Origin of the sequence: Pseudomonas fluorescens (assembly GCF_902497625.1) — a bacterium.
Classification (GTDB): Bacteria; Pseudomonadota; Gammaproteobacteria; order Pseudomonadales; family Pseudomonadaceae; genus Aquipseudomonas; species Aquipseudomonas fluorescens_BQ.
In genome coordinates, this window is sequence record NZ_CABVGX010000058.1 from 1 (window position 1) to 11,652 (window position 11,652).

Genomic DNA, 11,652 nt, shown 5'->3' on the forward strand with positions numbered 1-11,652 from the left:
CGGTGGCGGCACGGGTGGCGCCGGCGGTGGCACAGGCAGCTGAACGCGCAAAGGCAGCCGATGACAGACATCGTCGGCTGTTGTGTGAACTGACGCTCAGTAAAAGTTTAACGGTCCGAGCGCATCAACGTCTCGACGCCATCTTCCAATGAGAGCACCGCAGACCGATTGCGTCCCGAATGCTTGGCTTGGTAGAGCGCGGCGTCAGCGCGATTGATAAACACTTCTTTGTCATCCCGCCCTGCCGGGACAAATGCATAACAGCCGAGACTGACAGTGACAAAGCCATTAGGCGATCCGCTGTGGCGGATGTTTTGCGCCATGACGCGGCGGCGAATCTGTTCGGCAATGGCCATCGCACCATGGATGTCGGTATCCGATAACAACACGGCAAACTCTTCGCCGCCATAGCGTACCGCAAGGTCCGTCGGCCGCTGGCAGCAACTTTTGACGGCTTTGGCAACTTGTGCGAGGCAGTGGTCGCCGGCCACGTGTCCGTAGGCATCGTTGTAGCGTTTGAAATAATCAATATCGAGCATGATCAGGCTCAAAGGTGTTGATTGGCGGGCGCCGCGGCCGAACTCGATGTCGAGCGCCTGCTCAAAGAGCCGGCGATTTCCCAGACCTGTGAGGCTGTCGTGGGTCGCGATCAATTTCAGCGCTTCCTGGGCTTTGCGCAGATCCTTCTCGATGCGTTCTCCCACGCGCACCTGGCGCACGAACACCCAACCAAACAGCCCGACGCCCAGTACCACCAGCGCAACGATCACCGTGGATTGAAACGCGGTGGCGTACCAGTCCTTGAGTATCGCGTCTCTGGATGACGCAGCCGAGACCACTAACGGATAAGCATCGAGCTGACGGAAACCATACAGGCGAACGGTATCATCCAGCACGGAAGCAATCATCGCGTTGCCAGACATTGCGCCCGCCAGGTATTTGCTGAATATCTCGCCCTTGGCCAGCGACCTGCCAATCTGCGCCTCGACGAATGGACGTCGCGCCAACAGTGTGCCGTCGCCAAGCGCGAGGAACATCGAGCCATCGTTATCGAGGCTGAAGCTTTTGAAGAACTGGTCGAAATACGACATCTTGATGCCGGCCATCAGCACGCCCTGGAACGTGCCGTTTTCGTCGTTCACCCGTTTGGAGACCGGGATGATCCATTCGCCGTTTTCACGGCTGCGAATGGCCGGGCCGATGTGCGCGATGGACGACACATTCTGCTGATGAAACCGGAAATATTCACGGTCTCGAACACCCTCACCGCGGGGCAGATCTTCAAAGGAGGTAACCACCCATTGGCCCTTCTGATCGAACAGGAATACCCCGTGCAGCTCGGTCAGTGCCTGAACACGTCGAGCAAAGGTCTTGCGCAAAAGTGGCTTCTGTTCCTCGCTGAATCCCTCTGCCTGAATCCAGTCCGCCAAGCTGGTCAACACCAGATCAGCCTTCATGAAGGTGTCTTGAGCCTGTTGTGCCATGGCACGCGTCAGGTTCGAAGAGTCCTCTTCAGCCTGCGCGAGATCGTGCCGATGCGACTGCTCCAGTTGCAGGTACAACAAGCCGCAAAGACACAGGCACACAATGCCGACGAACAGCACCGCTGCCTTGCGCAGTGGCAGCCGTTTCAGTGTGGCGCCGTTGGCATGGCGCGGATCGTCTGGCGAGATAGGCAAAAGCACGTCCTGCAGGAGTACGGCATGGGCGGAGGCCCACTCTGGAGTTGGCGCGCCTAGTGTACGTCAAGGCGCAGGGCAAAATGTCCTCAGCGCAGGCTGCTCGTCGCCACCCTTGCTGCCTGCAAGTTCACCACGGGCATCGGCGAAGGCCGATTCAACGCACGCAATACGGGCGCGTCGTAACCGTACACATCGGGCTTGAACGCCACGCGCCCGTCACTGCCCATGTCCACTGTCCAATAGGCGAGCAACACCGGAACTTTCACCGGCAGCAGAATGTTCTGGGTCTTGCCGCTGGCCAACTGCTTCTGGATACCGGCGCTGTTCCATTTGACCGGGTCGTTGAACAGCAACTCCACCAGCTGCAGCGGATTTTCCACACGAATGCAGCCCGAACTGGTGGCGCGAATGGTTCTGGAAAACAGCTCGCGATGCGGGGTGTCGTGCAGATAAATCGCGTAATCGTTAGGGAAACGGATCACCACCTGCCCCAGCGAGCTGTCCGGGCCGGCGTCCTGGCGCAAACTGATGCCGCGCGGATTGCTCCAGTCGACGGTCGAGGGGTCCAGCACGTTGCCCTCGCGATCGAGCACGCGCATCCGGTGGGCGGCGAGGTAATCGAGATTGCTTTGAACCTTCGGCAGCACGTCCTCCTTGAGGATTGTCGGCGGCACCGTCCAGGTCGGGTTGAAGGTGATATAGCTGATCTGCGCCTGAAAGATCGGCGTATTGCGCGCCGCTTTGCCGACCTGCACCCGGGAGCGCCATATCGGCTGACCATCTCGGTACATTGCCACCTTGTAGCCGGCGATATCGACAATGACGAACGTGCCTTGAAGCTTGTATAGCAGCCAACGGGCCCGCTCCATATTGACTCGCACCTGGTCGATGCGCGCCTCGACCGGCACGTTCAACGCCGCCAGCGTAGTCGCACCCGCCATGCCGTCGGCGGTCAGGTATTGCTCGTTTTGATATTTTTTCACCGCAGCAGTCACGGCGCCATCGTACTGAGTGCCACGGATCAGGCGCGGATCGAGGAAGCCTGCAGCGACCAGCCGCGCGCGCAACTGTGCAACGGCCGGCTCGTCCATGCCGGGCTTGAGCGAATGATCGACCACCACTTTCGGCCAGCCTCCGCGCCGATGGACATCGCGCAACTGCGCCAGGGCCTGGCGCAAGCCGACATATACAGATTCTTGCGGCGGCGCCTCGGCGAACGCTTTTGCCACGTCGTGATTATCCAGAGCGGCGAAGAACGCGTTGACGTCGTCACGCGGGTCGACACCGTTTGCATCGAAATTCCAGTGATTGTCCAGTCGCGCGGGGTCTACCTTGCCGCGCCGCAGCTGCATCAGTGCGCTGATGAATGTATGCGTGGTGGCCAGATCGAAAGCCGCTTGCTGCTCTGGGGGTGCAGGCGCGGCCTTCAAAGTCGCCCGGGATCGAACCAGTTCGTCGATGTGGAAATCCGTTGGCGTCAAACCGTCGATATCTGTCGCCTGCAGGCTGGTGATCAATTGATCGATGTCAGCTTCACGGGTCCAGGCCGGCTGATAGGCTCGATGGGCGTAAAAATCCAGTACCAGGCGACTGACGTCGACGCGTCGATGACGGGATGCAGTGAGCAACGGCGGAAAAGCGCTTTTCAACGGCTCCAGAGACGCCTGGATGGCCTGACCAACGTCGTCGTCAGGTGCAGCTTGCAAAACGGCGCTGGCCGCAGATGTCGACTCAATCGACGAAGTTTCCGCCCAAGCAGTGCCGCTGATCAGAAAGCCCATAAAAAAAACGCGGCTTATGACGAATAACCTTGTTAAAAGCACCATGAATAATCCTTAATCCCCCGCATTCAACGCCTGGCATCCCAACGCACTGCTAGACTCGAACTCAACAAGATGAGACATCTATATGGCGCTACTACGTTTTGGCTGTGTCTTCCCGGCACTACTACTGACTGCAATGTCCGTACCGTCAGCCTACGCCGATTCGCTCGCGACCGCTCTTATCAAAGCAGCGCCCAAAGCCAATGCCAACGTCATCAACCTCGCAGTCCGCGCCTCAAAATGCAGCATCGCCCAAGGTGCAGCCCCCGCGCAAAGACTCGCAGTGATCGATTACTCCCTGCCTTCGACCGAACAGCGCCTATGGGTGTTCGATTTAAAACAACGCAAGTTACTGTTTCAGGAACTGGTCGCCCACGGACGCAACAGCGGCGAAAACATGGCGGTGAATTTCTCCAACAAGAATGAAAGCTTCGCCACCAGCCTCGGTTTGTATCGCACCCAACAAAGCTATGTTGGGCAAAACGGCTATTCGTTGCGCATGGAAGGTCTGGAGCCGGGCTTCAACGATAACGCTTTTGACCGCGCCATCGTCATCCACGGTGCGCCTTACGTCAGCCCGGTACTGGCGCGGGCGAACGGGCGGATCGGTCGCAGTCTCGGGTGCCCGGCAGTCCGACCGGCGGTCGCGCGCAAACTGATCAATTCGATGAAAGACGGGCAGCTGTTGTTTTCCTACTACCCGGATAACCGCTGGTTGAAAACCTCGTCCTACATCAATTGCGGTAGTGGCACCATGGCGTCAGCTGCCAAGGGCGTGACCACTCGTTGAATGCAGCGTGACCTGCTGCGCGGGACTATCTAAACTCCCCACGGCCAGACACCTCTGGCTCGACCGGGAACTCTTTGCATGGACCTTCAACACCGCAACAACGTAACAGTCAGGGGCAATGGTCCGGCGACACTGGTGTTTTCTCACGGTTTTGGCTGTGATCAGACCATGTGGCGTTACCTGGTCGATACATTCGCGAATCGCTTCAAGGTCGTGCTGTACGACCTGGTGGGCGCAGGTCAATCGGACCTTGGCGCGTACGACACGCAGAAGTACAACTCGCTGGCCGGCTACGCGCAGGACCTCAACGAAATCATTGATCAATTCGCCAGCGGCCCGGTGATTATCGTCGGCCACTCGGTCAGCGCGATGATCGGTGCTCTGGCTGATCGTCAGGCACCCGGCACAATTGCCGCTCATGTGATGATCGGTCCGTCGCCCTGCTACATCGATGCCGAGGACTACGTGGGCGGTTTCCAGCTCGAAGACATCCACTCGTTGCTTGACACCCTCGACAGTAATTACCTGGGCTGGTCCAGCAACATGGCCCCGGCGATCATGGGCGCACCAGGGCAACCGGCGTTGGGCGAAGAGCTCACCAACAGTTTCTGCAGGACCGATCCCGAGATCGCCAAGCAGTTTGCGCGGGTAACGTTTATGTCGGACAACCGCAAGGACATTGCCGGCCTGACCACGCCAACCTTGATTCTGCAATCCACCGATGACCTCATCGCCCCGATCGCCGTAGGCGAATACCTGCACACGGTGCTCACAAACAGCACGCTGTGCCTGGTGGACAATGTTGGCCATTGCCCGCACATGAGTGCGCCGAGTGCGTGCTCTGACGCCATGGACAGCTTCCTGTCGCCATGGGTAGGCGCGCATGCCGAGCGATGAACCGTTGCTGCCCGACGCGCAGACCTTGTTCGAGCTGGCGCCGTGCGCACTAGTGGTCACGAAGGAAGACGGCACGATCCTGCAAAGCAATCAAACGTTCGGCAACTGGGTCGGTTTCGAATCCGGTGCGCTGATTGGCCGGCGGTTTCAGGACCTGCTGACCATGGGCGGGCGGATTTTTCATCAGACCCATTGGGCGCCGCTCATGCAAATGCAGGGTTCAGTGGCCGAGGTCAAACTCGACCTGGTGCATCGCGACAAACGCGTTGTCACCATGCTGCTCAACGGTGTCAGGCGCGAGCATGCTGGCGGCGCGTTCTACGAACTGGCCTTGTTCGGCACGACGGACCGCGACAAGTACGAACGCGAACTGGTCCGCGCGCGAAAAATCGCCGAAGACCTGTTGCGCGAAAAGACTGAGGCCGAGACCGCCCTTCAACAGGCACAGACTCAACTGAACCTGGCCTATGAGAAATCCCAGCGGCGGGCCACGTTTGCCGAACAGATGGTGGCCATCGTCAGCCACGATCTGAAGAATCCGCTGACGGCGATCAAAATGGCTGCGCAAATGCTCAGCACCGCAGAGCGCGCCCCCAAAGAAACCCGCTTGCTGGGCCACATCGGCCAGTCCGCCGAACGCGCGCAACGGATGATCGCTGACTTGCTGGACTTAGCCCTCGCCCGCGTTGGGCGCGGTTTGAGCATTGCGCCTGCGTCGATGGATCTGCATCAGGTCACCGGGCAGATTGTTGATGAGTTACGCGTCGCGTTTCCACAATCGACGCTGATCCACCAGTCGACCGGCGCCGGCAGCGCTCATATGGATGCAGATCGGGTTCAGCAAATCATCGGTAACCTGGTGGCCAACAGTGTGGCTTACGGGGATTTGCACCAACCGATCACGATCACGTCTCGCCTGGAAGATGACCAGGCCGTTGTTTGCGTACACAACCGTGGCCCGGTGATCGCAGAAGCAATCATGAGCGTTTTGTTCGAGCCGATGACCCGTGGCACCCAGACCGACAGTGAAGTGCGCAGCGTCGGCCTCGGTTTATTCATTGTCAGGGAAATCGCCGTGGCGCACGGTGGCGAAGTGTCGGTGAGTTCGGCTGCGCAGAGCGGCACTGTGTTCTCTGTCTATTTTCCGCGACAGGCTGCGCGCTGAAGCCATCCACCGCTTAATGTTGTTTACAGGCCATCGCTTGGTCGCACTGGTTTGATCGCCACGGTGTTGATCACAGGCATATGAAATCACAACCTCACTCCCAGCTTACCGCCCTTCTCACTCAAGCAATCTCCGTCGGCATCGGTTTGATTGCGGAAAATCGGGTGCAGAATGAGTTTCACAGCAGTGAACTTGTTGCATTGTTTGATCCTGTCGAAAGTGGCCGCAGTTATTACTGGTCTACGCAGATACATACCAGAATCTCCGCTCCTTGAACGTCTTTCAGTGACGCTGCTGGCGCTGCCATTTCCTGATCCATGAACGGTTCGCACACATATTTCCGATAAAAAAAGGGCCCTCAAAGGGGCCCGTTTTTTGTTCAGTTTTGTATTACTTGGTCAACCAGGACTCGACGGTCGCAGAGCCGTGTTCCGCTTTCCATTCCTTCAGGGTTTTATGGTTGCCCCCTTTGGTTTCAACCACTTCGCCGGTTTTAGGGTGTTTGTAGACTTTCATTTCGCGCGGCTTGCGAGTGCTGGTTTTTGGCTCGGGTGCAGGGGCGCGACGGCTCGCTTTCGGGTCAAGAAGGCTAATGACATCTTTCAGGCTGTAGCTGTACTTGGCGAGCAAGTCGCGCAACTTGGTCTCGAACTCAATTTCTTTCTTGAGACCGGCGTCACCCTTCAAGGCTTCGAGCGCCTGGAGTTGTTCGGCAAGGTGTTTCTCGAGTTGGCGGAATTCTGCGAGCTTGGACATTATTGATCTCTACGTGGTTAGTAACCAGACGGTACACCAAAAGCACCTGTTTGAATTTAGTTAACTTAATCCAACTGAGCAAGTACTTCCTGCAATGTTTGTACGTCACTTTGCATTGCAGGCAACGGCAGCGGAACGGAATCGTCATTGAGGCTGTCCGTTGTAGTAGACACCAATGTGTCAGTCCCTTACCAAACTGGAGAAGCAAACCATGAACAACATTATCTACATCGTCGGCGCCGTCGTGATCGTCCTGTTTATCCTGTCCTTTATCGGCATCGTGTGACACCGACCTGTCAGCACGGAGGCTGAATTGCTTGGGACTACCGGCGCCTGCACGGTGCCGGCGCAAGTGGCCCATACGATGTCGCCACCCTTCGTGGCAGAGGCCATTAGTTGCAGGGCACCTTCCACAGCTGATCGAGTCGCGTGGTGTAGCTCTGGCTCATGATTTCCCGTCGCATCGCCCATTCCGGGTGGCTCGGCACACTGGCAGTACGTAACGTGCCTCTGCCCCACCGGCCGTTGATTTGATCCAGCACTGCCATCACCCTTGTCGCCTCGGTGGCTTGCGAAGCTGCGAACAGATCCTCCGTGTATTCGCCGGGCTGACACAGGTTCAGCAGCAACACTTCCGCCTTGCTGTATTTGAACCCCGGCCTGAACAACCGATCGAGTGCATCGACTGCCAACCGGGTCAGTAATCGCACATCATCCGTCGGATAAGGCAAATCGACCACCACCCCATTCGCGTACTTGGCTTCTTCCGGATTGAACATGCCGGTGCGAATGCTGACGCGGATCTTCCTGCACAACGAATTCTGCGCCCTGAGTTTTTCCGAGGCGCGCATCATGTAGGTCGCGACAGCTTCCTTGATGGGCGGCAATTCCGAGAGGCGTCTGCCAAACATTCTGCTGCAGCAGATTTCCTGCTTCGGCGGGTCAGGTTCGTCCAGTTCAAGGCAGGCGGCACCGGCTAGCTCGCGAGCAGTCTTCTCGATGACAACGCTGAATTTTTTGCGCAATGTCCATGGATCTGCTTTGGCCAGGTCCATCGCGGTCTTGATCCCCATTGCATCCAGATGCATCTTCATCCGTCGACCGACACCCCACACCTCGCTGACATCAGTGTTGCGCAGCACCCAGTCGCGTTTGACCACATCGCAAATGTTCACCACCCCACCGGTTTGCGCCTGCAGGCGCTTGGCCGTGTGATTGGCCAGTTTGGCCAGCGTTTTGGTGTGAGCAATGCCGACCCCGACCGGGATGCCGGTGCAACGCAGCACATGGCTGCGAATCCGGCGACCAAGGCTGTCCAGATCGGCGATGCCGGTAAGATCGGCGAACGCCTCATCAATGCTGTAGACCTCTACAGCTGGCACCATCGATTCGATCAGGCTCATCACGCGCTCGCTTATGTCGCCGTAGAGTGCGTAATTGGAAGAGAAAGGCACGATGCCGTGCTGCTTGAGCTTGTGCCTGACCTGGAAGTACGGCTCTCCCATTTTCACAAAGGGTTTGGCGTCATAGCTGCGCGCGATGATGCAGCCGTCATTATTGGAGAGCACCACGATGGGTACCTTCGCCAGATCGGGCCGAAACACCCGTTCGCAACTGGCGTAGAAACTGTTGCAATCAATCAGGCCAAACACCGCCGGGACTTCAGACATGGCTGCGCACGCTGCTCGTCACCACGCCCCAAATCGTCAACTCGTCCCCTTCAAGCACGTAGCGCGGCGGATATTTGGGATTATCCGACAGCAGGATCACATCCTTCCCACGCAGGCAAAGGCGCTTGCACACCGGTTCATTATTCAGCAGAGCAATCACCACATTGCCGTGCACCGGCTCTATCGAGCGGTCAACAATCGCCAGATCGCCTTCATAGATGCCCGCCCCCTGCATGCTCTCCCCTGTGAGTGACACGAGATAGACATGCGGCGCCCGCACATTCAGCACCTCATCCAGCGATATCTGCGCCTCGATGTGATCTGCCGCCGGCGACGGAAAACCTGCCGGCACCCGAAACAGGCACAACGGCAACCTGAACCCGCCCTCGCTGATGGGACCTAGAATTGAGTAACTCATGACGCGCGACATCCAATACTGTACGAATATACAGTTAACGTCGTGATGGCGTTGCGGTCAAATTTTTGCAGGAAATATCGGATAGGTGGATGGGGAGATTGCTGCAGGGGTGGGCGTCGGGGGCCGATGCTTGAGCTGGCCTGGGATGACATAATCCGCCTGTAAGCGGTGACGGCTGGTTGCCTCAAGCTGACTGGGCATAATTCAACCGAGGCAACGTCCCCGTAGCCAGTGGTAGCCATACAGAGCGATCCCTTTGCGCGCGTGCATTCCTGATAAACTACGCCCCTCGCCTCGCTGACTCAGATTCCCAATGTCTCTACACGCTGCCCCGCTGTCCCGCCGTTTCTCCGTCGCCCCCATGATGGATTGGACCGACCGTCACTGCCGTTTCTTCCTGCGCCTGCTCTCCAAACACGCCCTGCTCTACACCGAAATGGTCACCACTGGCGCGCTGCTCAATGGCGACCACGAGCGTTTCCTGCGGCATAACGAGGCCGAACACCCGCTCGCGCTGCAGCTCGGTGGCAGTGTGCCGCTGGATTTGGCTGCCTGCGCGCGGATGGCGCAGGAGCACGGCTATGACGAGGTGAACCTCAACGTTGGTTGCCCCAGTGATCGGGTGCAGAACAATATGATCGGCGCGGTACTGATGGGGCACCCGCAGCTGGTTGCCGATTGCGTGAAGGCGATGCGCGATGCGGTATCGATCCCGGTGACGGTGAAGCATCGCATCGGGATCAACGGGCGCGACAGTTATGCCGAGCTGTGTGATTTCGTCGGCACCGTTCGTGAAGCCGGCTGCACCAGTTTTACCGTGCATGCGCGGATTGCGATTCTGGAGGGGTTGTCGCCCAAGGAAAACCGTGATATTCCGCCTCTGCGTTACGACGTCGCGGCGCAATTGAAGGCTGACTTTCCTGATCTGGAAATCATCCTCAACGGTGGGATCAAGACGCTGGACGCCTGTCACGAACACTTGCAGATATTCGATGGCGTGATGCTGGGTCGCGAGGCCTATCACAATCCCTACATCATGGCTGAGGTGGATCAGCAGGTGTTCGGCAGCACCGCGCCGGTCATCAGCCGCGCCGAAGCGCTGGCGCAGTTGCGGCCTTATATAGCCGCCCACATCGATGCCGGCGGTTCGATGCATCACATCACCCGGCATGTGTTGGGGCTGGGGACCGGGTTTCCCGGGGCGCGAAAATTTCGCCAGTTGTTGTCGGTGGACATTCACAAATCCAAAGACCCTCTGGCGTTGCTGGATCAGGCCGCCATATTGCTCGAAGGACGTTAATCAATTTGCGGTGACCGCTGGCGATCACCGCGGTTGAACCTGTGGCGTCTTTCGGCATCGAACAATCGATAGCGCGCCCCGCCTTTCAAACAGCCCTTCTGCGGTTGTTGCCATCGGGGCCACCGATACACGTACACACCCTTGAGCGGCCGCAAGCGCTCGGGTAATGTCAACAGACCCATAGGATAGAGCACGCCCATGACTTCCAAGCTGGAACAACTCAAGCAAATGACCACCGTGGTTGCCGACACCGGCGACTTCGAAGCGATCGCTCGGGTCAAACCTGTCGACGCTACTACCAACCCTTCCCTATTGCTGAAAGCAGCCGCCATCACCGGTTACGCCGAGTTGCTCGACGCGTGCGTCAGCGACTGCAAGGGTGATGTGGGGCTTGCCAGCGACCGTTTTGGTGTCGCGGTCGGGCAGGAAATCCTGAAGGTGATTCCTGGCCGTATTTCCACTGAGGTGGACGCGCGGCTGTCGTTCGACACGGACGCCGTGTTGAAGCGCGCGCACCGTCTGATCGAGCTGTACGACAAGGCCGGCATCGGCCGTGACCGCGTGCTGATCAAGATCGCCTCCACCTGGGAAGGTATCCGTGCAGCCGAGATTCTGGAAAAAGAAGGCATCCAGACCAACCTTACCCTGCTGTTCTCGTTTGCTCAGGCAGCGGCCTGTGCCGATGCGGGCGTGTTCCTGATTTCGCCATTCGTGGGCCGCATCTACGATTGGTACAAAAAAGCCAACGGCAACGACTACACCGGTTCGGATGATCCGGGCGTACAGTCGGTAACGCGTATCTACAACTACTACAAGGCCAATGACTACAAGACCGTGGTCATGGGTGCGAGCTTCCGCAACCTCAACCAGATCGAGCAACTGGCTGGCTGCGACCGTTTAACCATCAGCCCGGACCTGATCGACAAACTGGCAGCCGACACTGGCAAGCTGGAGCGAAAGTTGACCCCTGGCCATGCCGGTGAAGCGCGTTTGAGCCTGAACGAAGCCCAGTTCCGCTGGTTGTCCAACGAGGATGCGATGGCGACCGAGAAGCTGGCTGAGGGCATCCGTCAGTTTGCTCGCGACCAGGAGAAGCTTGAGGCGCTGTTGCAGGCCAAGTTGTGATTTGATTCAGCGATAATGCAAAAAGG

The 11,652-nt window shown here is 58.1% G+C and carries 10 protein-coding genes; 5 read left to right on the forward strand and 5 right to left on the reverse strand.

Going from position 1 to position 11,652, the window contains the following annotated elements; genetic code table 11:
- Positions 1-107 precede the first annotated feature (107 nt).
- Both F8N12_RS24660 and F8N12_RS24665 read right to left on the reverse strand, forming a co-directional pair.
- Positions 108-1,679: a sensor domain-containing diguanylate cyclase gene (locus tag F8N12_RS24660; RefSeq protein WP_150582708.1), complete on the reverse strand. Its 1,572-nt coding sequence runs from the start codon at positions 1,677-1,679 to the stop codon at positions 108-110.
- An 89-nt stretch (positions 1,680-1,768) separates the two neighbouring features.
- Positions 1,769-3,508, reverse strand: a complete 1,740-nt coding sequence (locus F8N12_RS24665; protein ID WP_150582709.1) for a L,D-transpeptidase family protein — start codon at positions 3,506-3,508, stop codon at positions 1,769-1,771.
- A gap of 82 nt (positions 3,509-3,590) precedes the next feature.
- On the opposite strand from F8N12_RS24665, the gene F8N12_RS24670 reads away from it, so the two are divergent.
- The 3 genes from F8N12_RS24670 to F8N12_RS24680 all read left to right on the forward strand — a co-directional run bounded on the left by F8N12_RS24670 (position 3,591) and on the right by F8N12_RS24680 (position 6,357).
- Positions 3,591-4,295, forward strand: a complete 705-nt coding sequence (locus F8N12_RS24670) for a murein L,D-transpeptidase catalytic domain family protein (RefSeq protein ID WP_150582710.1) — start codon at positions 3,591-3,593, stop codon at positions 4,293-4,295.
- A 78-nt stretch (positions 4,296-4,373) separates the two neighbouring features.
- Entirely contained in the window at positions 4,374-5,192 is an 819-nt protein-coding gene (locus tag F8N12_RS24675) for an alpha/beta fold hydrolase (protein WP_150582711.1), read from the forward strand.
- Positions 5,179-6,357: a PAS domain-containing sensor histidine kinase gene (locus F8N12_RS24680; protein WP_150582712.1), complete on the forward strand. Its 1,179-nt coding sequence runs from the start codon at positions 5,179-5,181 to the stop codon at positions 6,355-6,357. Before F8N12_RS24675 ends, F8N12_RS24680 begins: the two co-directional genes overlap by 14 nt.
- 390 nt (positions 6,358-6,747) lie before the next feature.
- On the opposite strand, the gene F8N12_RS24685 is transcribed toward F8N12_RS24680, so the two are convergent.
- From F8N12_RS24685 to F8N12_RS24695, 3 genes are all read right to left on the reverse strand, one after another.
- The gene (locus tag F8N12_RS24685) at positions 6,748-7,113 is read right to left on the reverse strand and encodes a histone-like nucleoid-structuring protein, MvaT/MvaU family (RefSeq protein ID WP_150582713.1); all 366 of its coding nucleotides are present in this window, start codon (positions 7,111-7,113) and stop codon (positions 6,748-6,750) included.
- Positions 7,114-7,505: 392 nt separating this feature from the next.
- Positions 7,506-8,783, reverse strand: a complete 1,278-nt coding sequence (gene umuC / locus F8N12_RS24690) for a translesion error-prone DNA polymerase V subunit UmuC (protein WP_150582714.1) — start codon at positions 8,781-8,783, stop codon at positions 7,506-7,508.
- Entirely contained in the window at positions 8,776-9,201 is a 426-nt protein-coding gene (locus F8N12_RS24695) for a LexA family protein (RefSeq protein ID WP_150582715.1), read from the reverse strand. Before F8N12_RS24695 ends, umuC begins: the two co-directional genes overlap by 8 nt.
- A 313-nt stretch (positions 9,202-9,514) precedes the next feature.
- Between F8N12_RS24695 and dusA the strand changes: the two genes are divergently transcribed.
- Entirely contained in the window at positions 9,515-10,501 is a 987-nt protein-coding gene (dusA, locus tag F8N12_RS24700) for a tRNA dihydrouridine(20/20a) synthase DusA (RefSeq protein ID WP_150582716.1), read from the forward strand.
- Positions 10,502-10,699: 198 nt separating this feature from the next.
- Positions 10,700-11,626: a transaldolase gene (tal, locus tag F8N12_RS24705; RefSeq protein WP_028622244.1), complete on the forward strand. Its 927-nt coding sequence runs from the start codon at positions 10,700-10,702 to the stop codon at positions 11,624-11,626.
- The last annotated feature ends 26 nt before the right edge of the window (positions 11,627-11,652 follow it).